This is a genomic window from Streptomyces sp. NBC_01454, assembly GCF_036227565.1.
Classification (GTDB): domain Bacteria; phylum Actinomycetota; class Actinomycetes; order Streptomycetales; family Streptomycetaceae; genus Streptomyces.
Map to the genome: position 1 here is coordinate 3,573,163 of NZ_CP109460.1, position 25,610 is coordinate 3,598,772.

Sequence of the window (25,610 nt, forward strand, 5' to 3'; positions counted from 1 at the left end):
CAGAACGTCCCCCGGCCCTGATGAAAGCGAGCGCGCCCATGCTCCGCAACGCCTTCGAGCCCTGGCACCTGATCGTGGTCCTCGCGGTGCTCGTGCTGCTCTTCGGTTCCCAGAAGCTCCCCGACATGGCGCGCGGGCTCGGCCGCTCGATGCGCATCCTCAAGTCCGAGGCAAAGGCCCTCAAGGACGACGGGCCCGCCGAGGCGCCCCGCCAGGGGTCCGCGGGCGGTCACTGACGACGGACCGGGCGGCCGGCCTCAGTGGTCGCCGCCCTCGTCGATCAGCCGCCGCACCTCGCGGTCGATCAGACCCAGCCGGGCCTCGGCGACCAGCGGCACCGCCCGGCGCTGGCGCCGCGCCTCGGAGAGATCGACCTCGATGGTGACCAGCGCGGGCTCCCACTTGGGCGCCTGCGCCACCACCGCGCCCCGCGGGTCGACCACCCGCGAGCCGCCCCAGAACGCCGCGCCGTGCTCATTGCCCACCCGGTTGACGAAGACCACCCAGCACTGCAGCATCTTCGCCGTATAGGACAGCAGGGTGTCCCAGTACAGGCCGGTGTCCATCGCCTCCGGATCCAGGCTCGCCGCGCTGTTGGTCGGCACGAACAGCACCTCGGCGCCGTCCTGCACCGCCAGCCACGGCAGCGCGGGCTGCCAGGCGTCATTGCACACCAGCGTCGCGCCCCGGCCGCCGCTCCTGGACTTCGTCAGGTCGTAGGCGCGCAGTGACTGCCCCGGGCTGACGTGCTTGCGCTCCTCCCAGGCCAGGTAGTTGGGGAGATACAGCTTGCGGTGGGCGTGCAGCAGCGCACCGTCCGCGTAGTGGCCCGCGGTGTTGTACGCCCGCAGGCTGGTGTGCTCGTGGAACCCGACCAGCACATCGGGGCCGAGGGTGCTGAGTTCCAGCAGCCTCGGATCGTTCGCCTCGATGGATGCATCGCGTGGCAGCACGCCCAAGTGGTAGCCGTGCAAGCTCAGTTCGGGAAAGATCACGAGATCCGCGCCCTGCGCCGCCGACTGCTCGATCTGCGCACGGGCGATGTCGAGGTTCGCCTCCACGTCACCGAGCACGCAGTCCGTCTGCGCCAGCGCAATGAGCATGTCCCCACCTCATCGACCGATCGCTTTTGCGGCCTTCATCCCTATTTTGCCAGAGGCGGCCGGACGCGGCACGGCTCGGCCTCGCTGACGTGTCCGGCCCGCGTGGGCGGGGTGCGCGGCCCCGGCGGCCCGGGCCGGGCGGCCGGATGCGCCCGGCCCGGCCGCCGGCGCTCACCCGCGGCGCGGTCGGTTCCTGCGCAGCAGCAGCACCCCGCCCGCCAGCAGGCCGCCGCCCGCCGCGGCGACCGCCGCCAGCTCGTCCACGCCGGTGGACGCCAGCAGCGGGGTGTCCGCCGACTCCCTGGCCCGCGATACGGCGTCCACATGCGCCTCCCGTGCAGGGTGCCCGGCGGGCCGGGAGGCATGCTCCACCGGCGCCGGGCCAGGGCGCTCGGCCCGTTCCGTACCCGGGCGCCGCGCCGGCTCGGCGCGCTCCGCCGGCTCGGGGGCCGTCCGGTGCACCCCCGGGGCTTCCGCCGTCCGCGGTGCCCTCTGGACCCCCGGAGACCGCCGCCCCGAGAGCGGTTGCCGAACGCCCGGCGCACCGTTCCCGCACGAGTTGCCCATCGCCGGGTTGAGCGCCGCGCCCGCGTCCACCGAATTGCCACACGCATTGACCGGGGTGTCCACGGTCACCTGGATGCTGTTCCCGGACAGCACCCCGGGAGAGTTCGTGGTGCTCCCCCCGGCGCCGGCATCCGCGTACGCCGTGCCGCAGCTCGCGCCGAGCACACCGGACGCCGCCACCACGAACATGCACGCCTTAAGGCTCTGTCGCATCTCTCGTCCTTCCTCCGCAGTCATGGCGCACGGACCGCCGCCCGCCGCTCCCCCGTGCCGCTCGCACGACCGGGCGGCCGGCAGCGCATACGCGGCGCCGACCGCCCGGAGACACAAGCGGTGGAAATGTCCCGACCGTTGGTCGTCAGCCGTTGCCGACACCGTTCCCGGAGAGGATCGGAATGTCGTCGACGAGGTGCGACAGCGGATCGTCGCCCTTGACCTGCGACGAGTTCTCGGTGCACTGCTGGTTCTGCGCGCTGGACAGCACATTGACGTCCTGCGCCGCAATCGGCACCGCGCCGGCGAGGATTTGGAGATCCAGCTTGCCCAGACCGAGGCACGGCTGGTTCAGCGAGCCCTGGACGAGCCCGAGCTGCGTGCTCAGGTCGCCGCGCGTGGTGGAGTTGCCGTAGACCGACGCCGCCCCGTTTCCGTTGACCGTCCTGGTGCCATGCTGGTCACCGATCGCCATGGCCTGCGGAGCGGCCATGGCAGAAATGCCGACCAACGACGCCGCCGCAGCCGCGCCCGCGATCATCTTGTTCATCACGAAACCCTTCAGGAGAAGGAACTCCCGACACGGGAGCCCTGTTTGAACAACCCGCCATACCGGCTTGAGTTCTGCACCATCACCCGAATAGCTGGCACGAATCTCCCGCAAAGACATCATCGTCGCTGCGGCGGCCGGAAATGCCCCAATTCGCGTACCGACAATGCGACTTGTCGAGCCGGTACGTCAATTCCCTTTGCATGCCACAGGGCCTGCGATACCGATGGAAGGATTCGCAGGCCCTGCTCAGTTTCGGACGGCATGCCAATGCCCTGGCAGCCCCATCAATCCCACAAGGGCATTGGCAGCTTCCCTCCACACACCATTCCTAACGATCCGGCTCACCGGAGTTCAGTCACGAGCGAATAACATTTCCACTCGGGAGCCGGACAGCGGAAACCCGGGCCGCCCGGAAGAAGGAGGACCGGGCGGCCCGGGTCGTACGCGGCCGGTCAGTGGTTGTGGGCGCCGTTGCCGGAGAGGATCGGAATGTTGTCCAGCACGTGCGACAGCGGGTCGTCGCCCTTTGCCTGAGTCGAGTTCTCGGTGCACTGCTGGTTCTGCGCGCTGGACAGCACATTGATGTCCTGCAGCCCAATCGCGGCCGCACCTGCGAGGGCCTGGACGGGCACCTTGCCCACGGCGATGCAGGGCTTGTTCAGCGAGCCCTGGATCAGGCCGATCTGCGGGCTCATGTAACCATACGTGGTCGAATTCCCGTAGAACTGCGTAGCGCCGTTGCCGTTGACGGTAGACGGCCCGTGCTGGTTACCGATCGCCATCGCATCGGGGGCGGCAGCGGCGGCCACACCGACAATGGAAGCAGCCGCGGCCGCGGTCGCCAGAACCTTCTTGATCATTTTGGTCCTTCGTGTTTCGGGATGCCCTTGGGCCGGGCAATATGCCCAACTCACAAGGATGATTTTGGTTGTTCTCATTCACTCAAACAGCTGCGCCCCGAGCCGTTTTCGCCGCTCGGCTTCGCGACCGGGCACCTGCGCTCGGAATGAGAAACGGCCGAGCCGTGGCGCGGCGCCGGGCACCTCAATCCGCAGCCACGTACCGCGAAATCTCGATGTCATCGAACTCACCTGCCGCGGCGGCGGAGCCGGGAAGTCCACACCCGTCGCCGCTCTGGGCCGGGCAGCTCCGAGGGCCGCCCTCCGACGGTCAACGCCACCCGTCCCGGAATTACTTGAGCGGCAGCCCACCGAGCAGCGGAGTCTTCTTTGCCGTCCCGGTAACGCCACGGAGCAGCTTCTTCGCGTTGGTCGACCTGACCTTGCCCTCCGCGGCCTTGACCGTATTGATCAGCGGAGTGAGCTGGTGGCCGTCCAGCTGCTTGTTGCTCAGGGCGTCGGACAGCCCGCCATTGAGGCTCATGGTCGGAGCGCCGGGCTGGGCGGCGAAAGCGGGCGCGGCGACGCCCAGTGCCATAACGGAACCGGCGACAACCGCAGCAGACTTTGCGTACTTCACTTCAACTGTCCCTTCTCGGGCGGTGCTTGACGGTGCCGCGACATCAGCGCCACGTGAGCAATCACTTCGCTGCTCGGATCACCGCTTTCAGCATGATTAACGAGTGCCTTCGTCCGGGGAAACCCTGAAGTTCCGCCCTTCTCGGCCAATCCGCCCGAAAGTTGGAGGGTTGTGCAGGTGCCCATTTGGAGATGAAGGGCAACCGGCCCCGGTGCACAGGGGACCGTGCACCGGGGCCGGGTCACATCGAAACGGCTCGAATTCCTTCGAGTCAGTGGTTCAGGCAAGTGTTGCCGAACGCCGGGTTCAGCAGAGCGACGATGTTGACGGTGTTGCCGCACAGGTTGATCGGGATGTGAACCGGAACCTGGATGGCGTTGCCGGAGATGACTCCGGGGGAGTTCTTGGCGCCCCCTGCGGCCCCCGCGTCGGCGAACGCCGGCGCTGCCGAGCCCACCGCCATGATCGTGCCGGCAGTGATTGCTGCGACCTTTGCGTACTTCACTTTCTGCCCTTCCTTGCAGCGGGTCCGTAGCGCACACGACCGTCGTGTCGCTCGGGCGCTGTGTTGCTCGCCCGTAACGCCGCTGCCGATATTGGTAACGATTTCCCCTCGTGGACGAAACTCTTGCCCGGAGGTTTTCGGAGGAATCGCCCGAAGGGTGCACAACCGTTTCGAGAGATTGCCACCGCGCATACGACGCGGAAAAAACACCGGAGTTCGAACAGACGAGGCATCCGCCGAATACGAATTCCTACCGAAAGGAGGATCGAGAAATTCCGTCCTTACGGTTCGTAACGGGGTATCGCAGGCCCCGGGCCGCTCTGGAAATGAGAGCCGGCGGTCCAGGCCTGCGACCGATGGCCGGCTCAGCGGTTGCCGACGCCGTTGCCCGACAGGATCGGGATGTCGCTGAGGATGTGCGACAGCGGGTCGTCGCCCTTTGCCTGAGTCGAGTTCTCGGTGCACTGCTGGTTCTGCGAGCTGGACAGCACATTGATGTCCTGCAGCGCAATCGGGGCCGCACCTGCCAAGACCTGGGCGTCCACCTTGCCCAGAGCAAGGCAGGGCTTGTTCAGCGAGCCCTGGATGAGCTCCAGCTGCGGGCTCATCCGGCCCACGGTGGTGGAGTTGCCGAACGCGCTCTTGGCGCCGTTCCCGTTGACCGTGGACGTGCCGTTTTGGTTCCCGATCGCCATGGCCTGCGGGGCGGCCGTCGCCGAGATTCCGACGACGGACGCGGCTACAGCCGTCGTGGCCAGGACCTTCTTGATCACGATTTACCCTTCTCGAAGCGGAGTGCCCGTATCCGGAGCGCCCTGGTCAACTCGCTTCCGAGGGAGCGGTTTCGCCGTTTCACCCGAATGCCACGAAACCAATAGACACATATCATTGACGCTGAGCCACGTTGCGCTGCCGGGGCCTTTGGGCATACGAAAGGCCGGTACGGAATGCGTACCGGCCTTTGCCGCCGAGAGGCCCCGCCCGGGCAAGGGCCGGGCCTCAAGCACCGTATGGTGGTCAGAGGTTGACGCAGGTGTTGCCGAAAGCCGGGTTCAGCAGCGCGACGACGTTGATGGTGTTGCCACAGACGTTGAGCGGCAGGTCGACCGGGACCTGAATGAGGTTTCCGGAGATAACGCCGGGCGAGTTCTGGGTGACGCCCGCAGCGCCGGCGCCGCCGTAGGCGCTGGCCACACCGGCCCCGCTCACAACGGCAATGCCCGCGGCGGCGGACAGGACAGCGGCCTTGGAGACAAACTTCACGGTGAACCTCTTCACTGAGCAGCAAGCAGATATCGATGATGCGCCGCTTTGAGCGACAAGCTGCTCAACGCATCAACAGGGGGAAAGTAGCGCTTCATTCGGGTGAATACGTGAGCCTGAGCCGCAGGAATTCGGTGCCATCGATTTCCTCGTCATGGCAGCTTGCGCCAATCACCGTTCACCATGCGGCAGTTGTGGGGGCATTCGTGCCCCTCGTGGCGTCGTGGCCTCGTGGCGTCGCGGCCTCATCGTCGCAAGCCCGTATCGCCGCACGGCCGTATCGCCGCACGGCCGCATCGCCGCACGGCCGCATCGCCGCACGGCCGCATCGCCGCACGGCCGCATGACGGTGGCTGCTGAGCAGGTGCTGGGCCCGCCGCGGGCGGCTGTGCCAGGGGCTGCCCCCGGCCCGTTCCCGGCGCCTGTCGTCCGCGCTGGTCAGGGCCGACACCAGGGCCGTTGTCAGACCCCGGTGCGAGACTCAGGGGCATGAGATGGGCGGTGGTGGAGACGGGCGACGGGGGTGCTCGTCTCTGCCCGCTCGCCCAGGACGGACGGGCCGCGGGGCCGGTGCTGGAGGAGCCCTCGCTCGCCGAGGCCGTGCGCAGCCGTCCCGAGGTCGAGCGGTGGGTGTGGCGGTCCACCGCGGAGATCTACCGGCCGCTGCTGGCGGCGGGAGTGCGGGTCGAGCGCTGCTACGACGTGGAGGCCGCGGAGGCGCTGCTGATCGGCCATGAGGAGGGGCAGTACGGGCAGCCGCGTTCCCTGGCCGCTGCCTGGGCGCGGCTGCACGGCCTGCCCGTTCCGCAGGACGGGCCCGCCCGTACGGCGCAGACCCAGCCGTCCCTGTTCGAGCCGGGTCCGGTGCCGCTGCCGCCCGGCACGGACGAGCTCGCCGCGCTGCTGGAGGTCTATGCCGGCCAGGTGGCGCGTACGGAGAAGGCGAAGCATCCCGATCGGATGCGGCTGCTGCTCGCCTCCGAGTCCGCGGGCATGCTGGTGGCCTCGGAAATGGGGCGGTTCGGGGTGCCCTGGCGGGCGGATGTGCACCGTGACCTGCTCGCCCGGCTGCTGGGCGAGCGCTATCCGGGCGGGCTGGAGCCACGGCGGATGGCGGAGCTGGCGGAAGAGGTGTCCCAAGCGTTCGGCACGGGCGCGCGGGTGCGCCCGGATCTGCCCCAGGAGATCATCAGGGCCTTCGCCCGCGCCGGGATTGCCCTCACCTCGACCCGCAAATGGGAACTCCAGCGGATCGACCACCCCGCGGTGGCACCGCTGTTGGCGTACAAGACGCTCTACCGTCTGCATACCGCCCATGGCTGGGCGTGGCTCCAGCAGTGGGTGCACGACGGCCGCTTCCGCCCCGAATATCTGCCCGGCGGCACGGTCTCCGGCCGGTGGACCACCAATGGCGGCGGCGCGCTCCAGATCCCCAAGGTGATCCGGCAGGCCGTGCGTGCCGATCCGGGGTGGCGTCTGGTGGTCGCCGACGCCGACCAGATGGAGCCCCGGGTACTGGCGGCCGTCTCCCGCGACCGGGGCCTGATGGAGGTGGCCGGCAGCGGCGAGGATCTGTACGCGGATCTGGCGGCCCGGGCGTTCGGCGGCGACCGCGACCGGGCCAAACTCGCCCTGCTGGGTGCCATTTACGGCCAGACCTCCGGCGATGCCCTCAAGCACATGGCCGATCTGCGCCGCCGCTATCCGGCCGCGGTGGCGTATGTGGACGAGGCGGCACGCGCGGGCGAGGAGGGCCGGCTGGTGCGCACCTGGATGGGACGCACCTGCCCGCCGGTGTCCGTGACGCCGCCGGACGAGGCGGGGCTGCCCCAGGAGGACGACCAGGCGGTGGGGTACGCCGGCGGCTCGGCCGCCGCGCGGGCCCGCGGCCGGTTCACCCGTAACTTCGTCGTCCAGGGCAGCGCCGCCGACTGGGCGTTGCTGATGCTGGCGGCGCTGCGCCGGGCGCTGGCGGAGGGCGGACTCCGCGCCGAGCTGGTCTTCTTCCAGCACGACGAGGTGATCGTGCACTGCCCCGCCGAGGAGGCGGCGACCGTGTCCGAGGCGATCGCCGCGGCGGCCGCGGCGGCGGGGCGGATCGCCTTCGGGGACACCCCCGTCCGCTTTCCGTTCACCACGGCGGTGGTGGAGTGCTATGCCGACGCGAAGTGACCGGGGGCGCCGGCGGGGAGGGAGTCGGTGAGGGCGGGGAGGGTGTCGGTGGTGGTGAGAAGGGTGCTGTGCGAGCAGAATGCAGGGCCCCTACGCGATCACCGGAGGCCCCTGTGCCCTTCCCGCCGGGAAGAGCCGTCCATCCTGAACTCGCCCCGTATCTGGAGGGCTTGCCGCCGTACTCCGATCCCTACCAGGACATCAAGGCGACCCGTGCGCGGTTCCGGGAGCTGCTGGCCGCGACCCCGGCCGACCGCACCGGGGTGTGCAGCCGGCGGTACGACATCCCGCGGGAGGACGGCAGCACCCTGACCGTCGAGGTCTACCGTCCCGAGGGTGCCGAGGAGAACGAGGGCACCGGTGCCGGCGGCGCGCTGCCCGCCGTGCTCCATTTCCACGGCGGCGGGTACGCCATCGGCCGTGCCTTGCCGGGACAGGACAAGACGGCCATCGATCTCTGCCGTGGGCTGCCCGCCGTAGTCGTCTCCGTCGAATACCGTCTCGCGCCCGAGCACCGCTATCCGGCGGGTGTGGAGGACTGCTATCGCGCGCTGGAGTGGACCGCGGGGCAGGCGGCCGGACTCGGCATCGACCCCGAGCGGATCGCCCTCACCGGGAACTCCGCGGGCGGCGGGCTGAGCGCCGCCGTGGCCCTGATGTCCCGCGACGGCGGCGGACCGTCTCTCGCCTACCAGTCGATGTGCGTACCGGACCTCGATGACCGCGTCGCCGGGGAACCACTCCCGGCGGATGGCGAGAACGTGCCGAGCCCGTGGGTCAACAGCCTCCGCACGATCCGTCTGTCGTGGCAGCACTATCTGCCCGAGGGGACGGCGGCGGACTCCTACGCAGCGGCGGCCCGCGCCGAGGACCTCACGGGGCTGCCGCCGGCCTATGTCCTGGTCTGCGATCTCGATCCGCTGCGGGACGCGGGGCTGGCATACGCCCGGCGCCTGATGGACGCAGGGGTGCAGGTCACGGTCCGCAATGTGCCCGGAGCCTGGCACGGCTTCGAGCTGTACGCACCACGGACGCGGCTCGCGCGGGAGAGGACGGCCCACTGGACGGGGCATCTGCGGGCGGCGTTGTATCCGGCGGCGGACTGAGACGCCCGGTCAGGCGTCCGGTCAGGGCGTCCGGTCAGGGCGCCTGGTCAGGCGCCCGGTCGCCCTGACTCGTGCCGCCCGGGCTCGTGCCGCCCGGGTGACCGACCGTGGAGATCAGGCCACGGGTGAGTCGCACCATCGCGGCGACCAGGGGCTCGCGCGGGTGGTCGGGGCGCTCCAGCCACCACAGGGCGAGGCCGTACAGCGAACTGCGGATCGCCTCGCCGAGCGGCTCCAGTTCGGCCTCGGGGATGCCGGGTACGAACTCGCGCAGCAGCGCCATGTCCGTCTCCCGCTGTCTGCGCTGCAGCTCCTGGTGGAAGGCCTGCACCTCGGCGTCCCCGGTGGTGTCCCGGAACATCATGCGCCAGGTGTACGGATGGCTCTGCACATGCGCGAACCAGGCGTCGTACATCGCCACCAGCCGGGTGTCCAGCTCGCCCTCGCCGTGCAGGAGTTCACCGATCGGGGCGGCGGCCAGCTCGTCGCGGTGCCGCTCCAGCAGGGCGAGGTGCAGCTCCTGTTTGGAGTCGAAGTGGCGGTAGAGCATCGGCTTGCTCAGGCCCGCCGCGGCCGCGATCTCCCCGATGGTCGTGCCCGCGAAGCCGCGCTCCGCGAACAGCCGGGCCGCGGCGTCCTCGATACGCGTCCTGGCCTCGGCGCGCGCGGCGCGGCTCCGGTCGATCTCGCCCATACGCTCCCGCCCCTGCGATCTGGCTCATTCCGGCTGGCGTTTCGGGTCGCCAGGGCCCAGACCGCGCTCACCGGCCTCATCGCCGCCGGCCCGCCCCGGCTGCGCCCCGGCCGGGCCACCCTGCTCGCCTCCTGGGAGGACGACGCCGCGCTCGACCGCTTCCTCGCCCAGGATCCGCCGGCGCGACGGCTGGCCGGCGGCTGGCAGGTGCGGTTGCGGCCGCTCCGCATTTCCGGTTCCTGGCCTCCGCTGCCGGTGGAGATCGACCCCGATGCCGCTCGGGGCGAGGAGGACGGGCCGGTCGCCGTGCTCACCCTGGGGCAGTTGCGGCTGCGTCGCGCGCTGCCGTTCCTGCGCGCCAACTCCCGGGCCGGCGGCCGGGCCGCGGCCGATCCCTCCCTGGTCGCCTCGGTCGCCGTGGCCAGACCGCCCCGCTTCGTCGGCACCTTCTCCCTCTGGCGGAGCGCCTCGGCGATGCGCCACTACGCCTACGGTGCCGCCCGGCCCGAGCACAAGGAAGTCGTCGGGGAGCACCGGGCGAATCCGTTCCACCACGAGGCGGCGTTCCTTCGTTTCCGGCCCTACGGTGCGCGGGGAACGCTGGACGGCCAGGAGCTGGAGGCGCTTGAATCCCTGGGGGGAGCGAACCCCCCGCATGCGTGAACGGCCGGGACGAGCGCGGGAGCAGGGATGACGACCGAGAACGGCGAGAACGGCGAGAACGGCGAGCACGCCGCACAAGGCGAGAACGGCGTACACGGCAGGGGCGCGGACGCCCCGCGCGACGGGCTGGAGCGCATCAATCCACCGCATCTCGCGCCGCCGGCCGGCTTCAGCCATGGCGTGCGCGCCGCCTCGGGCACCATGGTCTTCCTCGCCGGGCAGACCGCGCTCGACGGATCGGGCCGGATCGTCGGAGACGGCGTCGTCGAGCAGTTCGAGCGGGCGCTGACCAATCTCCTGGACGTCGCGGCGGCGGCCGGCGCCGGGCCGTCCGACCTCGCCAAACTCACCGTCTTCGCCGTCGATGTCGCCGACTACCGCCGGCATGCCCGCGATCTCGGCCTGGTGTGGAAGCGGCTGGTCGGCGGCGACTATCCGGCGATGGCGGTGATCGGGACCACCCGATTGTGGGACGAGGCGGCACTGGTCGAGATCGAGGGCATCGCCGTCGTCCGGTAGCGGCGGCGCATCTCCCGCCCCGCCCCGCACACACCAGAGGCGCCCGCCCCACCGGTCCTCCGGTGGAACGAGCGCCCTGAGGTGTGCGGGCCGTGTCCGCTCCGCTCAGTTGCGGCTGCGGGCCATCCCCACCGGGTCCTTCGTGAACGCCCAGGTCATCTTGGGCTCCATGGCGAACCGGAAGATCCGCTGCACGGGTGGTGTGCACAGCACCGTGATGACGCTGCCCGCGATGAGCGTCAGCAGTACGGCGCCCCAGGGCGTGTGCACCCACGGGGTGTCGTACCAGTTCCAAAAGCGCGACCCCTTGGCCAGGAAGCCGTGCAGCAGGTAGCCGTACAGGGTGCCCGAGCCCAGCGCCGTGCACCACATCGTGCGGCCCGGGATCCAGGCGAAGAAGCAGGCCACGAGCACCAGCGAGCAGCCGAACATCGCCAGCGTCATCACCGCGCCGCTCCACCACGGGGCGGCGAGTTCCTGCGCGGCGTCGCGGTGGTAGAACCATGCGGCGTTCATCCGCGGCGCCGCCCAGTAGGCGAAGACCAGCGCGGTGGCGAAGACCGGAACGGCCAGAATTCGCGCCTTCTTGCGGCGTACCAGCTTGAAGTGCTCCGGCCGCAGCGACAGCCCGATCACGAAGAACGGCAGGAACTGCAGCACCCGCTGGAGGTCCAGGTCGTCGCCGATGTCCGGGGAGACGGACGCGAGCACGGCGATGGCCAGCGCCAGCGGGACCGGCCAGCGCACGATCTTCCACAGCGGGGTGGTCAGGCGCCAGATGAACAGCGCGAGCAGGAACCAGGTCAAATACCAGGGGTCCGTGAGACTGATCGGATAACCCGGGTCGTCATCCGCCCACCTCTTGAAGAGCGTGTAGGCGACTTCGAAGAGGATGTAGGGAACGGCGACGCCGGTAATCAGCCGCTGCAGGCGGTCCTTGCGCATATCGAAACTGCGCGAGAAATAGCCGGAGATGATGATGAAGGCCGGCATATGAAAGGCATAGACGGTGATGTAGAGCGCCGCCGCGGACCGGCTGCCGTCACGCAGCGGCTCCCAGGAGTGCCCCATCGCCACCAGCACGATGGCCAGATACTTCGCATTGTCGAAAAAGGCGTCCCGCGGCTTCGCCTTGGCCTCGCCCGTGGCCGCGCTCTTGGCGCGGCTGCCGCCCCGTCCCCCGGCACGGTGCTGGGGCCGGGCCGGTGAAGTGCCGCCCGCGGCAGGGGGATCGGCGAGCGGCCGGTCCACCGTCGCCGTGGCGGAACTCGTCGCGACGGGTGCCATGGTCGCCGTCGCACCTGCGGCGTGCGACGACGCCGCGGCACCCGTACGCGTCAGCGTTTCCTGTGGCATATGACGTGGCGGGGGCAGGGGAACCCGCCGTTCGCCGTACGCCGGAAAGTCGTTCGTCAAGGAGCCTCCCGAAAGGATCCCAGGGGAGGAACTGGACGCTGGCCCGCACCGGGCCGCACATCGGAACCCAAAAGCCAAATCCTGCGTCTTAGTTCTTTTACGGGGAGTGTGGCGGCGTCGAACATCTCAGGCACCTTAGCCTCGCGGCGGGAATCACGTAAATCCCCGGCTGCGGCTGCCACACACGCAGCATCCGCCCTCCACAGCTCCTTCACGCAGCGCGGAGGGCGGTGCGACGTCATGGCGTGGCCGGCACCGCGGGTGATCTGGACAATGCCCCTCGAACCACCGTCCGTTACCCATTATTCAATAACACCGTCGGCGCCCCGCGCGCGCACGGACCGCGCGGTGGTGTTCTTCGCCACGTCCCAGGCGTAGACCTCCAACGGGCGCCCGTGCGGCCCGCGCAGCCGGTGCACGGCCGCCAGCCAGCGTGAACTGAGCGCGGATTCCGGGGGGTTGATCTGGTCGGCGAACCGCGCGTAGCGCGGCAGCAGGCCCACCCCGGGCGCGCCCAGGATGCCGGTACGCACCTGCGGTGCCCGCTCGTGCACGGTCCGGACGCACCGCACGGAGAAGCTCTGGACCACCAGGCGGCTGCGGACATGGGCACGATCCAGCCAACCCGCCACCCGTAGCTCGCGGAGGACCTGTGCCTCGATACCGGGGTACTTCTCCGGGGCCTTGATCTCCAGCAGCAGCCGCTGCCCGTTGCGCTCCAGACGGCGCAGATAGGCGGCGAGCGTCGGCACCCGCTCCCCCGCGAACCGTCCGCCGAACCAGCTCCCGGCGTCCAGCCGCGCGATCTCGGCGGCGGTGAAGTCCCCCACCCGCCACGGCGCCCGCCCGGGGAACACCTTCGCGGCGTCGGTCGTGCGCTCCAGTGTGGCGTCGTGCAGCACCACCAGCCGGCCGTCCTTGCTGCGCTGCACATCGTTCTCCACCCATATGAGTCCGCGGCGGTGTGCGGCGTCGACGGCGGCGAGGGTGTTCTCCGGCGCGTCACGGGAGGCGCCGCGGTGCGCGATGACCCGGGCCGCCGCGGCGCCGGGACCGGCCCGGGCGCCACTGGTCACGGCGCCGTCCGCGTACTCCCCCGGTCCGGCGGAGAGCACGGACGACGAGACCGCGGCCGTCACCAGGAAGGCGAATCCGGCAGCGGGTATCCGCAGCGATCTCCGAAGCATGCGGGAGCCTCCCGGTCCACTCATCCGCAGACGGCCCCGTCTGCGCCAGGTACACCCCGCCCTTCCTCCGGTCCAGGACACGGCTGTCACCTCAACATGCCGGTGTCCCCCCGCACCCGCCACGCGAACACGTCCCCCGGCCGCCGGGGTCCGTCCGCCCTTCGGGGAACATTTCCCCAGGTCAATGTGGGGTTGGGAGGGAGCCGGGCAGACGGGTGACGAGGTCTCGTACGGGCCCGCCATCCGGGCGGCCCGCCGTCGTACGAGCCCTCATCCGTACGGGCCGTCGTCCGTACGGGCCCTCGCCGGTACAGGCCGCCGTCCGTGCGCACCGCCGCCGGAGCGCCGCGGCCCCGCACCGCCGCCGGCCGGGATATCCCAGGCCCGCCGCGCCCCCCGTGCGGGGGCATTCCGGCCGGTGGCGATTCGCCCATTGATCGCCGACGACCGGGAGACGGCCGACCGGGGAGTGCGCCGCATCGTGGAGAGCCGGCCCGACATGGAAGTGGCCGGTGAGGCGGCCGACGGCGTGGACGACGTGGAGCTCGGGCGCATCCGGGAACCCGATGTGGCGCTGATGGGCATCCGGATGCCGCGGAGGGACGGCCTGAAAGTGACCCGCCTGCCGGCCGGCCCCACGGATGTCACCGGGCCGGCGGCCGGGCCCCGCACCCGCCGCCGTGATCCGCTGCTGACCGGGCGGGAGGTCGAGATCGCCGGGCAGGTCGCCGAGGGGAAGACCCGTGCCGATATCGCCCGCGAGCTCTTCCTCTCCGCGGGCACGGTCAAGACCCATGTCGCCGGAGATTCCCGTACGGCGCGGGCGAGTTGTGGACGGGCGTCGAGGGGAGGGGGCGGGCGCGCCGCATTGCGGGACCGCGGGCCGTCCGCCGCGCCGCGGGGCCCGCGGGTGCCCGTCCTCCTCAGGTGGCGCCGGCGGGTGCGTCCTTGAGCAGGCCCTGCTCCGAGACCAGATAGCCGAGTTCGGCGCGGCTGCGGCTGCCGAGCATCTCCGACACCTTTCTGATGTGGGTGGAGACGGTGCGCGAACTCATGCCGAGGCGGGCCGCGATGACCTCGTCCGTGCAGCCGCTGACCACCATGCGCAGCACGCTGCGCCGGACGACGTCGGTGAGGGGTTCGGGGCGGTACTGGCCCATGACGGCGGTGATGGGTGTCGCCCGCTCCCACATGTGGTCGAACGCCTTGGACAGGAACCCCACGACGCCGGGGTGCCGGATGGCCACGGCGTGGGTCCTGCGGTCCGGGGAGCCGGGGATGAACGCGATCGAGCGGTCGCAGATGATGACGCGCTCGAAGATCTCGTCCAGCGTCTGGATCTGGCCGCCCTCGGCCAGTATGCGTTCGATGTAGCCCAGCGTCGGGGCGTGGGACCGCACGGTGTGCTGGTAGAGGGTGCGCTGCTGGACCCCCCGGCGGAGCAGCGCGAGGTCGCGGGGCAGTGCCTCGGCCAGCAGGTGGGTGGACCGGCCGCCGCCCGGCTGTGCCGTGAGCAGTTCCCCCTGGCACTTGTCGATGGCCATCTGGAGCGCCTCGCTGATCACGTCCTCGCCCATCAGCGTGTCGATGGGGATCGCCACCTGCTGTTGCACTTTGCGGTAGACCCCCTTTGCGGCGAGAAAGGAGGTGTATAACTCGGTCAGGACCTGCTGAGAATTCTGGATCTTCTGCTCGACGGGCCGCGCCAGATCGGACTCGGCGATTTCCGGTGGAATAGGAATGTAGACGCCGACCGATCCGGGCAGCGGACGCAGCAGTCCGCAGGCGAGCAGGCAATCGGCCACATCCCCCGACATGACCCCGGCTTCAAGGGCTTCACGGTATTGCGTCAGCCCTTGCTCGCAGAGGCGAACTGGACCCGCCTTTCCGCACATGTCCTCATGTGAGCCCATCTGCCCCCCCTTCCTGTTGTCGCACTTCCTGATCATGATGCCAGTCGGGCTGGCCTCAGAGCGGAACCTGGCGCAAGATCAATGAGTCGTCAAGGAAAGTCCTGGTCAATGACGCGACCAGCCATCTCGGATCCACCGGCTGTTCAGCCGCTCGTCCGCCCGAATCATGGACAGCGACACTGCCCGACCCGGGAAGTTTTTCCTTAAACAGACAAAACACACATAAATGAACGGGGATGTCCTCATGTCGATAGCCACCAAGCCCGCACCCGCCCTGATTTCCACTCTCGCCCTGGTTCTGCTGCCGTTAGTCGGCATTGCGGTCTCGACGGATGACGCCCGGCAGACTCAGGCAATCGCCGACACCGCCGGAGATGCGCAGCGGTACAGCGATTCCGCCTGGGGATAAACTCCAGGCATGCCGAAGAAACAGCCCGCCCCCTCGGGCCGGCTGCAATTCTGAGGACGACCCGGATTTCCGGACCGGTGCGGTGCGTACGCCGGTCCGCGGACCGAACGCCGTCCTCGTGACGGATGGGTGCAGAGTACACCGGTCGGGTGCGGCGGTCGGCGCGGAGACGGCGGCCCTGCCCGAACGGACAGCGCAGGACGGTACGGGTGTGAATGCGGCCGCCGGGTGCGGGGCGTGAGCAGTCGGTGGCCGGCCCGCACCCACGCCCGCACCCACGCCCCCACCCACCTGCGGCCGCCCCGCGCGCGGCCCGGTCACGCCGCCCGGACCGCGCCCAACGGCCCCTCGCCGCCGCTCAGTCGGAGACGAGCTCGTCCGGGGCGGAGCGGGCGAGATCCGCGAGCACGGCGAGCGCCTGCGAGAGCACCTCGATCCGCGGTGAGGCGAGCCCCAGACGGATCGCGTTGGGGGCGCGGTACTGGCCGACCGTGAAGGCCGCGGCGGGGGTCACCGCGATCCCGTGCCGCGCCGCGGCGGCCACGAACATGTCGGCCCGCCAGGGGCGCGGCAGCTCCCACCAGCAGTAGTACGAGCGCGGATCGCTGCGGACCGGGAAGGTGCCCAGATGTCGCTCGGCCACCTCCTGCCGGCGGGCCGCCTCCTGCTTCTTGCCCGCCACCAGGGCCTGCACCGCACCCTCCGCCTGCCAGCGGGCCGCGGCCTCCAGCGCGAAGCGCATGGGCGTCCACCCGCCGGAGCGCAGGGCCGAGGTGAGGCCGGCGGCGACCGCGGGCGGGGCCACGGCGAAGCCGAGGGTCAGCCCGGGGGACAGCCGCTTGGACAGGCTGTCGATCACCACCGTGTGCTCGGGCGCCAGGGCGGCGAGCGGCGGACGGTCGTCGTAGAGGAACGCCCAGATGGTGTCCTCGACCGCGTAGAGGTCCAACTCCCGCAATACGCCGGCAAGTTCGCCCCGGCGCCGCTCGCTCATCGTGAGGGACAACGGATTGTGCAGAGTCGGCTGGACGTAGACGGCGTGCAGCGGTGCGCTGCGGTGGGCGGCCCGGACGGCCTCCGGCACCAGCCCGTCCTCGTCCATGGCCAGCGGCACCAGGGTGATCCCGAGCCGGGCGGCGATGACCTTGAGCCCGGGGTAGGTGAGTTCCTCGATGCCCAGCCGTGCCCCCGGCGGGACCAGCGCGGAGACCGCGGCCGAGATCGCCTGCCGGCCGTTGCCGGCGAACAGCACCTGGGCCGGGTCCGGGCGCCAGCCGCCGCGGGCGAGCAGATCGGCCGAAAGTTCACGGGTGGCCGGTGTACCGATTGCACCGACCGGCCGCAGCACGGTCTCGAGCACGTCCGGCGCCGCCAGCCCGGCCAGTCCGGCCCCGAGCAGCCCGGCCTGCTCGGGCACCACCGGATAGTTCAGCTCCAGATCGATCCGGCCGTCCGCGGGCTCGCTCAGCGCGGGCGCGACCGGGTGGGCGGTGGCGCGCACGAAGGTGCCGCGGCCCACCTCGCCGACCGTGTGCCCCCGACGGGCCAGTTCCTGATAGACGCGGGCGGCCGTGGAGGCGGCGATGCCGTGCTGCCGGGCGAAGTCGCGCTGCGGTGGCAGGCGGTCGCCCGCCCGCAGCCGGCCCGCCGCGATGTCCGCGGCCACCGCGTCCGCCGCCTGCACATAGTCCTTCACGACTCTCTCCTCACCCGCGCCGTTCCCGACCGCCCCTGCTTCCCGCCTCATGGTCTCAGAGGTAGCAGAACATTGCCCTCGGTGCAATATAAATCTTGCGCCGAGATAGTCAGATCAATATGCTCGATTGTGCTCCGACCCGCACGGCCGCACCCGCCAAGGAAGGGACCACGTGACCCCGTCAGGAACTAGAGGCCGCATGTCGCTGACGTCGGTTCGGTGCGAACGGTGCGGGTTCACCAGCGAGGCCTTCCACCGTCGCGAGGTACCGGCCGTCCTGCGGGCGTGCGCCGGGCAGTGGCGCACGATCCTGGACGACCCGCACCTGAGCCGGCAGAAGACCGGCCCGCTCGGCTGGTCGCCGCTCGAATACGGCTGTCACGCACGGGACATGTGCGTGCTCTTCCACCGGCGGCTGATCGCGATGCTCCGCCTGCCGCCGGTGCGCCGGTCCCGCGAACCGGGCCGCAAGCGCAGCGAGCCGGACCTGCTCACGCGCTACAGCGAGGAGGACCCCCGGCAGGTGGCACCGGAACTCGGCTGGGCCGCGGAGTCGCTGGCCTGCCGGTTCGAGACCTTCACCAGCGCCGACTGGGGCGGCAGGGACCCGCGTTCGGGCGCCCCGGGGCTCAGCGTCGAGCTGTGCACCGAGCACTTCATTCACGATCTCGTCCACGACCTCTCCGAAGTGGCGCGCCTGAAGGCGCCCTGAAGCAGAGCGGCAACGGCGGACCAGGCACTACAGCGGATACACCGGAGAGGGAAGAAGACATGCTTCAACTGAGCGGAATCCTGGGCGTGGTGGTGGTCGCGCTCGGCATGGTGCTGACCCCCGGACCGAACATGATCTATCTGGTGTCCCGGAGCATCACCCAGGGGCGCCGGGCCGGGATCGTCTCCCTCGGCGGCGTCGCGGTGGGCTTCATGATCTACCTGATCGCCGCCAACCTCGGACTCTCGGTGATCTTCATCGCCGTCCCCGAGCTCTACGCGGCCATCAAGCTGGCCGGCGCCGCGTACCTGCTGTGGCTGGCGTGGAAGGCCCTCAAGCCCGGCGGGGTCAGCGTCTTCACCCCCGAGGACGTGCCGCACGACTCGCCCCGCCGGCTGTTCATGATGGGGCTGATGACGAACCTGCTCAACCCCAAGATCGCCGTCATGTACCTCTCGCTCATCCCGCAGTTCGTGAACCCGAAGTCGGGGCATGTGCTCTTCCAGGGGCTCGCGCTGGGGACCATCCAGATCGTGGTGAGCATCGGCGTGAACTTCATCATCGTGCTCGGCGCGGGGGCCATCGCGGTCTTCCTCACCCGCCGCCCGTCCTGGCTGAAGGCGCAGCGCTACATGATGGGCACCGTGCTCGGGGCGCTGGCCGTCACCCTCGCCCTCGACACCTCCGGTCCCGCCTGAGGCAGCCGGGCAGCACCGTACGTCCGAGGCCGGACCGCTCCGCACCACCGGAGCGGTCCGGCCTCTTGCGTTGCCCCGCTGTGGCCGTTTCATGGCGTTATGCCCCACGGTCGGGTTCCCGCAATGCGCGATCCAGCCGCCGGGAATTACTTCTGCTGACGGCTGCATTCGTGAAGGATTCACATGTGCAGCGGAACGAATACATGGCCGGAAACCTTCGGGTACCCGCCATCCACTCGGTAATGCGTCGCACATCGAATAGAGGTTTCGGAATTGACCTAAAGGGAAAAGGCGGAGGTGTCGGGTGCCCGGCAAGGTAGTGGTGACCGGTGCGAGCAGCGGAATCGGTGCGGCAACGGTCCGCCGGTTGACCAAGGACGGTTTCGACGTCGTGGCCGTCGCCCGGCGCGCGGACCGGCTGGCCGCGCTCGCGGCGGAGACCGGCGCGCAGGCGCACCCCCTGGACATCACGGACGACGACGCCGTGCGGCAGTTCGCCGCCGGTCTGGACTCCTGTGACGTCCTGGTCAACAACGCGGGCGGCGCCCTCGGCGCGGAGCAGGTGGCACTCGCCGCGCCGGACGACTGGGCGCACATGTTCTCCGTCAACGTGCTGGGCACCCTGCGGATGACGCAGGCCCTGCTGCCCCTGCTGCGGGCGGGCGGCGGCACGGTCGTGACCATCACCTCCACGGCCGCGTTCACCAACTACGAGGGCGGGGGCGGCTACAGCGCCGCCAAGCACGCCGAGCACGCCCTCAGCGAGACACTGCGGCTCGAACTGTGCGGAGCGCCGGTCCGGGTCATCGAGGTGGCGCCCGGGATGGTCCACACCGAGGAGTTCGCCCTCAACCGGCTGCGCGGCGACGCCGCCGGGGCGGCCGCGCTCTACGAGAACGTCGACGCGCCGCTGAGCGCGGACGACGTGGCGCAGTGCGTGTCGCTCGTCGTGGGGCTCCCGCAGCACGTCAACGTCGACCGGATGGTGGTGCGGCCGCTGGCGCAGGCCGCCCAGCACAAGCTGCACCGCGGCCCGCTCCTCGGCACCTGAGCGTGCCGCCGGCCCTTTTCTCCGGCGTCCTGAATTCTTCTCCACCTCCGTTTCTCCGTTCCTTCTTTCACCGCGTACACGCCACGGACCACCCAGGTCCGTGCGCGCCGCCGTGCGCCGGTCCGGAGGAATGTCCGCACACGATCCGAGGAGCTTTCCCGTGAAACTGCACCGCGACGAACTGACTCCGCAGCACCAGGAGTACGCGCGGTTCGACGACCGCGGCGAGGCGCGCTATCTGCCGTACCTCATGTATTTCCACCAGGCGGAATACCGGTCCGCGACCATCAACACGGACCGGGCCGGATTCCGTATCTCGCACGGCCCCGGCGGCGCCACGGCCTCGGCGGCGGAGAATGTTCCGGCGGGTCCGGTCCGGCTGATCGCCGGCAGTTCCACCGTGCTCGGTATCGGCGCCACCAGTGACGCCACCACGCTGGCCTCCCAATTGTGGAGCAAGCACGCCCCCTCCGCCCCGTGGCTCAATTTCGGTGGCCGCTGCTACAACTCCACGCAGGAACTCCTGCTCTTCACGCTGTACCGGCATCTGCTGCCCGAGATCGAAGAGATCGTCATTTTCTCGGGGCTCAACGATCTGACCGTCGGCAGGCTGCCCGAATGGCAGCAGGGCGACCACGGCGCATTCTGGTTCTGCGGCGAGTACTTCGAGAAGATGGAGGAGCTGCGCGAGAGCAACCGCAAGGCCGCCAAGCCCTTCGGCCGGCGCGCCGAGCGGCGGCGCACCATCTCCACCCACGACGACGTCCGCCGTGACATCCCGCAGGTCATCGCGTCGGCGGCCGACCTCACCCTGCGCCACCTGGACAGCTGGCGCAGGCTCGCGGGCCCCCACACCCGCGTGACGTACGTCCTGCAGCCCATGGCCCAGTGGATGCGCGACACCCCGGCCCCCCAGGAAAAGCTGCTCTTCGACGAGATCGACCGGATCTCCAAGCTCGGTACCTGGGAAGCGCTCTACGGCGACATCTCGACGCCGGAGGTCGCCCGGGAATTCTCCGAAACCCTCCGGACCGGCTGCGAAAAGCTCGGCGTGGGATACCACGACCTGAATCCCGTCGTCGCCGACGCGGTCAGCCAGAACGACTGGATATTCGTCGACCGGGCGCACTACACGGACCACGGATACGACGTCGTCGCCAAAATCATGGCAGACACCATCGGACTGTCCTGACCCCCATTGTGCTTTACCCGCAGAGGAGTTACTGAAATGTCCTTCGTGCGAAAGATCGCCAACGCGCTGTTCCGGCGCAACAAGCGCGCCAAGCGCAAGAACGACGCCTCCATCTACCCCATGTTCTGACCGGTACGGCCGGCGGCAGCACCGCGCGCCGGATGGTCCACGAAGCAGAGGAAAGGAGAAGGATGCAAGGCCATCAGGCAGCCGGCACGGCCACGCGGCGCCAGCCGGCGCAGGACGACGACACCGCACGGACGGTGTACGCGTACGCCGCCGACCCGGAGGCGGCCATCCCCGGGGGCCGGTTCACCGACGAGGTCCGCGCCGAGCTGCGCCGGCCCGCCGCCGGTGCGGAGACGGACCTCGACGCGGCCGTCCGCCGGGCCGCCGACTGGGCGCGCACCGAGAGTGCCCGCTTCCGGGCGCTCGACGTGGCCGGGAACGCGGAGCACACACCCGTCACCGGTGACGGCGCGGACGGCGCCCGGCAGGCCCTCGTCCGCCGGGCGGTGCTCGGCTGCGCCCCGCTCGCCCTGGTCTCGGGGGCGTGGCTGCAATGGCTCAGCGCCCCCGGCAACGCGGACGAGCCGGCCGTCCTGCGGACCCTGGCGCTGTACGCCTCCGATGTGGGCGCCGGACATCCGGGTGCCTCCCGGGGCCATGCGTACCTGGGGCTCCTGCGCCATCTGCGGCTCTCGGAGAACGCGGTACCCAGGGCCCGGCTCACCGGCGACCAGCGCATCGGGGACCGCACGTTCCGCTTCCCCGCGCTGCTGCTGGCGATGAGCCGCCGCCCGGAGGACTTCCGCGGCGAGATCCTCGGCGCCGACCTGTGCCTGCGCACCGTCGGGCTGCTGCCGCCGCTCGCCCTGGTCGCCCGGGCGCTGCCCACGGAGGCGGACTGGGCCGCCCTCGACCTCTCCGACGGCCGGGGCCAGGAGGGCGAGCCGCCGCCCCTGATGTGCCGTGCGGCGGTGGACGAACTGATCGCCGACGGCGGGCCGGCCGCCGCCGACGCGGTCCGGCTGGGCTTCGACTGGGCCCTGGCCGAGCTGCGGGACTGGGCGGAGCTGCTCCACGCGGAGCTGACGGCGTCCAAGGACCCGGCGTACGACATGGCCGAGCTGATGCGGCTGCGCTCCCGCGAAGGGGCCGTGTATCACCACGGATTCGAGCTGGAGGGGCGGCCGCTGAGCGCCTGGCTGGCCGACTGCCGCACCGACGCGGGTCCGCTGCTCGGTGTCCTGGCCCGCAGCCGGCTCGTCAAGCCCGGCCGCTCCGGCGCCAGTTCCCTGGTGCGCGGCCTGGTCGGCGAGCGCGGGCCGATGTTCCGGGTGTTCTCGCCGGAGGACCTGACGGTCATCCGCCGCTGGATCGACTCGCTGCCTGCGGTGGCGGAGCCGGAGAGCGCAGCCGCACCGCAGACCCGGTCCCCCGCCGCCGCCCCGGCGGCCGGCGGAGCGCTGACCGCGGTGGCCGCCGCGCTGCGGGCGGGCGCACCGTCCGCCGGACGGGCCCCGGCCGATCTGCGGGACGCCTACCACCTGCTGATGGGGCGCACCGACACCCCCGCGCTGCGCGCCTGGGCCCTGGACTACACGGCGGGCTGGCTGGCGCGCTCCCGGCACGGGATGGACACCGGAACGATGCTCCTGCCGGACGCCTGGGGGCGCGAGGGGCTGCGGCCCTGGCTGCAGACCCAGCACGACCGGCACGGCGCGGAGTTCGAGGAGAACGCGGAGATCCCGCTGCCGACCCGGGAGGCCGTGGTCGAGGACACCGTGCAGACGGCGCCGCTCACCCTCATCGACGGCAGCTGGCTCCAGGGTTTCACCGACTACGAGCAGGCCGCGTCGGAGATCGGCCACTCGCTCTTCGAGACCTACTGGGACGAGCTCGGCAACGGCGAGCCGAAGCTGAACCACCCCTTGATCTACCGCGAGGTCCTCAAGGAGATGGACGTCGAACTGCCGCCCACCGCCTCCCCGGAGTTCGCACGGTGGCCCGGCTTCCACGACGCCTCGTTCGAACTGCCGGTGTACTGGCTGTGCGTGGGCCGCTTCCCGCGCACCTTCCTGCCCGAAGTGCTGGGCCTCAACCTGGCCATGGAGCTGTCGGGGGTGGGCGGGACGTACCGCAGGGCCCGCATGGCCCTGAAGACGTACGGCTTCAACACACGCTTCGTGGACATCCACAACACCATCGACAACGTCGCCACCGGGCACTCCGCATGGGCGGCCGACGCGATCGACACCCTGATGGCCGCCCTGCCCGACACCCCGGGACCCGGCGCGCGCACGGAGGTCTGGGAGCGGGTCAGGGCCGGTTACCGGTCCCTGAACCCACCGAGCGGCATGGGGGCCCGCAGGGCGGCCCGCCGCGGCAGGTCCGCGCGCAGGCGCCGGTGAACCACCCCGGCCGGCCCATCCCAGGAGCGACCGCACACAGCGGTACGCGTACCCGGTCACGCATCGGCGTGACCCCGACCACGGCGAGGGACAACACCAGTGACTGACCTGGTTCTCGGCATCGCGGCCTACTACCACGACAGCGCGGCGGCACTCGTCGCCGACGGCGTGCCCGTTGCGGCCGCTCAGGAGGAACGTTTCAGCAGGCGTCGGCACGACCCCGCCTTCCCGGCCCAGGCGGTGGAGTACTGCCTGGACGAGTACGGGGTGAGCCTCGACGACGTCTCCGCGATCGCCTACTACGAGGACCCGCGGCTGAAGTTCAAGCGGGTGCTCTCCACCTTCAAGGGAGCGGCGCCCATGGGCTTCGCCTCCTTCCGCGACACCCTCCCCGCATGGCTCTCACGCGGCGGCAAGCTGCACACCGCGGACACCGTCCGCGAGGAATTCGCCGCACTCGGCCGGGGGCGGGTCCCGGAGCTGTCCGTGCGCCGCCACCACGAGTCGCACGCCGCCTCGGCGTTCTTCCCGAGCCCGTACGAGTCCGCGGCCGTGCTGTGCATCGACGGCGTGGGCGAGTGGGCCACGACCACGCTGTGGCACGGCCGGGGCACCGAGCTGGAGCCGGTGTCGGAGCTGCGCTTCCCGCACTCCCTCGGGCTGCTCTACTCCGCGTTCACCTACTTCTGCGGCTTCAAGGTCGACTCCGGCGAGTACAAGCTGATGGGCCTGGCCCCGTACGGCACGCCGCGCTACGCCGACCTCATCCGCGAGCGCCTCATCGACATCAAGCCGGACGGCTCCTTCCGCCTGGACATGCGCTACTTCGAGTACATGCGCGGCCAGGTGATGACCGGCAAGGGCTTCGAAAAGCTCTTCGGCGGCCCCCGGCGCACCCCCGAAGCCGCGCTCACCGAGCGGGAATTCGACCTCGCCGCCTCCGTGCAGGAGGTCACCGAGGAAGCCGTGCTCCGGCTGGCCCGCTCCGCGCGGGAGCGCACCGGTGAGTCCCGGCTCTGCCTGGCCGGCGGGGTCGCGCTCAACTGCGTCGCCAACGGCAAGGTGATCGACGCGGGCATCTTCGACGAGGTGTGGATCCAGCCCGCCGCCGGCGACGCCGGCGGGGCGCTCGGCGCCGCCCAGGCCGTGGCGATGGAGCGCGGGGCCCGGCGCGAGCACACCGGGAGCGGACAGGACGCCATGAGCGGCTCCCTGCTCGGCCCCGGCTTCGACGACGCGGAGATCGCCGCGTACCTCGACGCCCACGACATCCCCTACCAGCACCTGGACAGCGACACGCTGGCCAAGGCGGTCGCCGAACAGCTGGCCGAGGGCAAGATCGCCGGTTTCTTCCAGGGGCGCATGGAGTTCGGCCCCCGGGCCCTGGGCGCGCGCTCCATCGTGGGCGACCCGCGGAACCCCGCCATGCAGTCGGCGATGAACCTCAAGATCAAGTTCCGGGAGTCCTTCCGGCCCTTCGCGCCCGCCGTCCTGGAGGAGGACGCCAAGGACTACTTCGACCTGCCGCAGAAGAGCCCGTACATGCTCGTGGTCTCCCAGGTGGCGGCGGCCCAGCGCCTCGCGGAGCAGGAGACCGGCGCCGCCGGCCTCGACCTGCTGAAGGTGCCGCGCTCCACCATCCCCGCGGTCACCCACGTCGACAGTTCGGCCCGCGTGCAGACGGTCACCGAGCACAGCAACCCGGCCTACCACCGGCTGCTGACCGCCTTCAAGGCCCGCACCGGCTGCCCCGTCCTGGTCAACACCTCGTTCAACGTGCGCGGCGAGCCGATCGTCAACACCCCGCACGACGCCTACACCTGCTTCATGCGCACCAACATCGACCTGCTCGCGCTCGGCAACTTCCTCCTGGAGAAGAGCGCCCAGCCCGCCTGGTCGGAGGAGTCCGACTGGCGTGACGAGATCCCGCTGGACTGACGCAGCCCGCAACCGGCGCCGGCCCCCGGCCCGCCCCACAGATCGGAACGCCATGCGCACCTTCGTGCTCCTGCTCGTCTACATCCTCTTCATCACTCCGGCAGGCCTGCTGGGCCGGCTCGTACGGGACCCGATGGCCCGCCGATG

General features: G+C 70.6%; 26 protein-coding genes. 13 read left to right on the forward strand and 13 right to left on the reverse strand.

From position 1 onward, the window contains the following. Positions 1-38 precede the first annotated feature (38 nt). Positions 39-236, forward strand: coding sequence for a Sec-independent protein translocase subunit TatA (gene tatA / locus OIU81_RS15645; protein ID WP_329148161.1), 198 nt, complete (start codon positions 39-41; stop codon positions 234-236). A gap of 21 nt (positions 237-257) precedes the next feature. On the opposite strand, the gene OIU81_RS15650 is transcribed toward tatA, so the two are convergent. From OIU81_RS15650 to OIU81_RS15685, 8 genes are all read right to left on the reverse strand, one after another. Next, positions 258-1,103, reverse strand: coding sequence for a nitrilase-related carbon-nitrogen hydrolase (locus OIU81_RS15650; protein ID WP_329148163.1), 846 nt, complete (start codon positions 1,101-1,103; stop codon positions 258-260). A 171-nt stretch (positions 1,104-1,274) separates the two neighbouring features. Continuing rightward, complete coding sequence (locus tag OIU81_RS15655; protein ID WP_329148165.1) at positions 1,275-1,883, reverse strand: chaplin; 609 nt, start codon at positions 1,881-1,883, stop codon at positions 1,275-1,277. Between the two features lie 145 nt (positions 1,884-2,028). Further along, positions 2,029-2,433, reverse strand: a complete 405-nt coding sequence (locus tag OIU81_RS15660) for a rodlin (RefSeq protein WP_329148167.1) — start codon at positions 2,431-2,433, stop codon at positions 2,029-2,031. A gap of 455 nt (positions 2,434-2,888) precedes the next feature. Continuing rightward, positions 2,889-3,296, reverse strand: a complete 408-nt coding sequence (locus OIU81_RS15665; RefSeq protein WP_329148168.1) for a rodlin — start codon at positions 3,294-3,296, stop codon at positions 2,889-2,891. Positions 3,297-3,627: 331 nt separating this feature from the next. Continuing rightward, on the reverse strand, positions 3,628-3,873 hold the full coding sequence (locus tag OIU81_RS15670) for a hypothetical protein (RefSeq protein ID WP_443074886.1): 246 nt from the start codon (positions 3,871-3,873) through the stop codon (positions 3,628-3,630). Between the two features lie 313 nt (positions 3,874-4,186). Continuing rightward, positions 4,187-4,420 carry a chaplin gene (locus tag OIU81_RS15675; protein ID WP_329148172.1) on the reverse strand — a complete coding sequence of 78 codons (234 nt, stop codon included), beginning with the start codon at positions 4,418-4,420 and terminating at the stop codon, positions 4,187-4,189. A 365-nt stretch (positions 4,421-4,785) separates the two neighbouring features. After that, on the reverse strand, positions 4,786-5,193 hold the full coding sequence (locus OIU81_RS15680; protein WP_329148174.1) for a rodlin: 408 nt from the start codon (positions 5,191-5,193) through the stop codon (positions 4,786-4,788). 244 nt (positions 5,194-5,437) lie between these two features. Next, positions 5,438-5,683, reverse strand: coding sequence for a chaplin (locus tag OIU81_RS15685; protein ID WP_329148176.1), 246 nt, complete (start codon positions 5,681-5,683; stop codon positions 5,438-5,440). A 489-nt stretch (positions 5,684-6,172) separates the two neighbouring features. On the opposite strand from OIU81_RS15685, the gene OIU81_RS15690 reads away from it, so the two are divergent. Together OIU81_RS15690 and OIU81_RS15695 are read left to right on the forward strand one after the other, a co-directional pair. After that, positions 6,173-7,855, forward strand: a complete 1,683-nt coding sequence (locus OIU81_RS15690) for a bifunctional 3'-5' exonuclease/DNA polymerase (RefSeq protein WP_329148178.1) — start codon at positions 6,173-6,175, stop codon at positions 7,853-7,855. A gap of 113 nt (positions 7,856-7,968) precedes the next feature. Beyond that, positions 7,969-8,961 (forward strand): alpha/beta hydrolase, encoded by a 993-nt coding sequence (locus OIU81_RS15695; RefSeq protein WP_329148179.1) that lies wholly within the window; start codon positions 7,969-7,971, stop codon positions 8,959-8,961. A 34-nt stretch (positions 8,962-8,995) separates the two neighbouring features. On the opposite strand, the gene OIU81_RS15700 is transcribed toward OIU81_RS15695, so the two are convergent. Continuing rightward, entirely contained in the window at positions 8,996-9,655 is a 660-nt protein-coding gene (locus OIU81_RS15700; RefSeq protein ID WP_329148181.1) for a TetR/AcrR family transcriptional regulator, read from the reverse strand. 255 nt (positions 9,656-9,910) lie between these two features. On the opposite strand from OIU81_RS15700, the gene OIU81_RS15705 reads away from it, so the two are divergent. Continuing rightward, positions 9,911-10,318: a hypothetical protein gene (locus OIU81_RS15705; RefSeq protein ID WP_329148183.1), complete on the forward strand. Its 408-nt coding sequence runs from the start codon at positions 9,911-9,913 to the stop codon at positions 10,316-10,318. Between the two features lie 27 nt (positions 10,319-10,345). Beyond that, positions 10,346-10,837, forward strand: a complete 492-nt coding sequence (locus OIU81_RS15710) for a RidA family protein (RefSeq protein WP_329148185.1) — start codon at positions 10,346-10,348, stop codon at positions 10,835-10,837. 105 nt (positions 10,838-10,942) lie between these two features. Here OIU81_RS15710 and OIU81_RS15715 read toward each other — a convergent pair whose 3' ends face one another. Together OIU81_RS15715 and OIU81_RS15720 are read right to left on the reverse strand one after the other, a co-directional pair. Beyond that, positions 10,943-12,124, reverse strand: coding sequence for an acyltransferase family protein (locus OIU81_RS15715; RefSeq protein WP_329148187.1), 1,182 nt, complete (start codon positions 12,122-12,124; stop codon positions 10,943-10,945). 431 nt (positions 12,125-12,555) lie between these two features. Beyond that, positions 12,556-13,440, reverse strand: coding sequence for a glycerophosphodiester phosphodiesterase (locus OIU81_RS15720; protein ID WP_329148189.1), 885 nt, complete (start codon positions 13,438-13,440; stop codon positions 12,556-12,558). A 418-nt stretch (positions 13,441-13,858) separates the two neighbouring features. On the opposite strand from OIU81_RS15720, the gene OIU81_RS15725 reads away from it, so the two are divergent. Then, positions 13,859-14,392 (forward strand): response regulator transcription factor, encoded by a 534-nt coding sequence (locus OIU81_RS15725; protein WP_329148191.1) that lies wholly within the window; start codon positions 13,859-13,861, stop codon positions 14,390-14,392. Here the strand turns inward: OIU81_RS15725 and OIU81_RS15730 are convergent. Beyond that, positions 14,364-15,257 (reverse strand): LuxR C-terminal-related transcriptional regulator, encoded by an 894-nt coding sequence (locus tag OIU81_RS15730; protein ID WP_329148193.1) that lies wholly within the window; start codon positions 15,255-15,257, stop codon positions 14,364-14,366. The two genes, OIU81_RS15725 and OIU81_RS15730, sit on opposite strands and share 29 nt — an antisense overlap. A gap of 340 nt (positions 15,258-15,597) precedes the next feature. Here OIU81_RS15730 and OIU81_RS15735 point away from each other — a divergent pair, with 340 nt between their 5' ends. Then, on the forward strand, positions 15,598-15,762 hold the full coding sequence (locus tag OIU81_RS15735) for a hypothetical protein (protein ID WP_329148194.1): 165 nt from the start codon (positions 15,598-15,600) through the stop codon (positions 15,760-15,762). 358 nt (positions 15,763-16,120) lie between these two features. On the opposite strand, the gene OIU81_RS15740 is transcribed toward OIU81_RS15735, so the two are convergent. Further along, the gene (locus tag OIU81_RS15740) at positions 16,121-17,458 is read right to left on the reverse strand and encodes an aminotransferase-like domain-containing protein (protein WP_329148196.1); all 1,338 of its coding nucleotides are present in this window, start codon (positions 17,456-17,458) and stop codon (positions 16,121-16,123) included. Between the two features lie 199 nt (positions 17,459-17,657). Between OIU81_RS15740 and OIU81_RS15745 the strand changes: the two genes are divergently transcribed. From OIU81_RS15745 to OIU81_RS15770, 6 genes are all read left to right on the forward strand, one after another. Beyond that, complete coding sequence (locus OIU81_RS15745) at positions 17,658-18,170, forward strand: hypothetical protein (protein WP_329148198.1); 513 nt, start codon at positions 17,658-17,660, stop codon at positions 18,168-18,170. A gap of 59 nt (positions 18,171-18,229) precedes the next feature. Then, positions 18,230-18,868, forward strand: a complete 639-nt coding sequence (locus OIU81_RS15750; protein WP_329148200.1) for a LysE family translocator — start codon at positions 18,230-18,232, stop codon at positions 18,866-18,868. Between the two features lie 304 nt (positions 18,869-19,172). After that, a complete protein-coding gene (locus OIU81_RS15755) occupies positions 19,173-19,919 on the forward strand; it encodes an SDR family oxidoreductase (protein WP_329148202.1) in 747 nt (248 codons plus the stop codon). A gap of 160 nt (positions 19,920-20,079) precedes the next feature. Then, entirely contained in the window at positions 20,080-21,111 is a 1,032-nt protein-coding gene (locus OIU81_RS15760; protein WP_329148204.1) for an Inducer of phenazine A, read from the forward strand. Between the two features lie 191 nt (positions 21,112-21,302). After that, positions 21,303-23,525, forward strand: coding sequence for an iron-containing redox enzyme family protein (locus OIU81_RS15765; RefSeq protein WP_329148206.1), 2,223 nt, complete (start codon positions 21,303-21,305; stop codon positions 23,523-23,525). A gap of 99 nt (positions 23,526-23,624) precedes the next feature. Next, a complete protein-coding gene (locus OIU81_RS15770) occupies positions 23,625-25,463 on the forward strand; it encodes a carbamoyltransferase family protein (protein WP_329148210.1) in 1,839 nt (612 codons plus the stop codon). Positions 25,464-25,610: the final 147 nt, after the last annotated feature.